The sequence below is a fragment of the Mesorhizobium sp. M7A.F.Ca.CA.002.15.2.1 genome (assembly GCF_003998715.1).
Lineage (GTDB): Bacteria > Pseudomonadota > Alphaproteobacteria > Rhizobiales > Rhizobiaceae > Mesorhizobium > Mesorhizobium ciceri.
Genome location: NZ_RZPI01001017.1, coordinates 1 through 1,235 on the forward strand (window position 1 = coordinate 1; position 1,235 = coordinate 1,235).

Genomic DNA, 1,235 nt, shown 5'->3' on the forward strand with positions numbered 1-1,235 from the left:
GCGCGGTCGGTTCGGGCGTGACCAGAACCGGTGCCGCCTCGGTCATCGCCGGAACCTGGAGCATCAACCAGGTCATCACCGACAAGCCGATCCGCGACCCTTCGATCTTCATGCTGTCGACTTTCGATCGCCAGCGCTATCTGGCGATCGAATCCAGTGCCACCTCGGCCGCCAATCTCGAATGGATCGTTCGCGAATTCCTCGAACATGGCGGCGAAGCCGGCAAGTCGCCATTCGAATTGTGCAGCGAACTGGTGGCGTCCGTCGATCCCAACAGCGACATCCCGATCTATCATCCCTTCCTTTATGGCTCGCAGCAGAATGGCCATGCGCGCGCCGGCTTCTACGGCATCGCCGGCTGGCACAGCCGAGCCCATCTGCTGCGTGCGCTGTTCGAGGGGGTCGCCTTCGAGCACAAGCGCCATGTCGAGACCTTGCACAAAGCGGGCGCCGATTTCGACCAGGTGGTGTTGTCCGGCGGCGGCTCGCGCAGCAGCGTCTGGCCGCAGATTTTCGCCGATGTGCTCGGCGTGCCCGTCACCGTGGCGCGCAGCCGCGAAACCGGCGCGCTGGGAGCGGCGATCGCGGCGGGCACCGGCGTCGGCATTTTCGCGGACTACAGTGCCGGTGCAACCGCCATGACAGCGGCCGCCCGACATTTTGTACCCAACGAGACGGTTGCTCACGCATACGCACGGCGGTATCGACTCTATGGCGAGATCAACCAGGCGATGACCCCGATGTGGGAGCGCATCGCCGGACAGCAGGCGCGCACGTGACCGAAGCTTCACCGTCTCCGTTCGGCAGTTACGACTACGTCATCGTCGGTGCCGGCTCCGCCGGCTGCGTGCTCGCCAACCGGCTCTCGGCCGATCCGCGCAACAAGGTGCTGCTGCTCGAGGCCGGCGGCAGCGACCGCTATCACTGGGTCGATATCCCGATCGGCTATCTCTTCTGCATGGGCAACCCGCGTACCGACTGGATGATGAAGACCGAGCCGGAAGCCGGTCTCAACGGACGCAGCCTCAACTATCCGCGCGGCAAGGTGCTCGGCGGCTGTTCATCGATCAACGGCATGATCTACATGCGCGGCCAGGCTGCCGACTATGATGGCTGGCGCCAGGCCGGCAATGCCGGCTGGGGCTGGGACGATGTCCTGCCTTACTTCCTCAAGTCGGAAGACTTCCATGGTGGCAAGAGCGCCATGCACGGCAGCGGCGGCGAGTGGCGGGGCG

The 1,235-nt window shown here is 64.9% G+C and carries 2 protein-coding genes; both read left to right on the forward strand.

The genetic code is table 11. From position 1 onward, the window contains the following. Positions 1–779, forward strand: a 779-nt coding sequence (locus ENZ74_RS32145) for an FGGY-family carbohydrate kinase (protein ID WP_245471056.1), incomplete at its 5' end; no start/stop codon positions are given. Beyond that, a partial coding sequence (locus tag ENZ74_RS32150; protein ID WP_206522387.1) for a GMC family oxidoreductase N-terminal domain-containing protein occupies positions 776–1,235 on the forward strand: 460 nt, incomplete at its 3' end. The genes ENZ74_RS32145 and ENZ74_RS32150, both read left to right, overlap by 4 nt.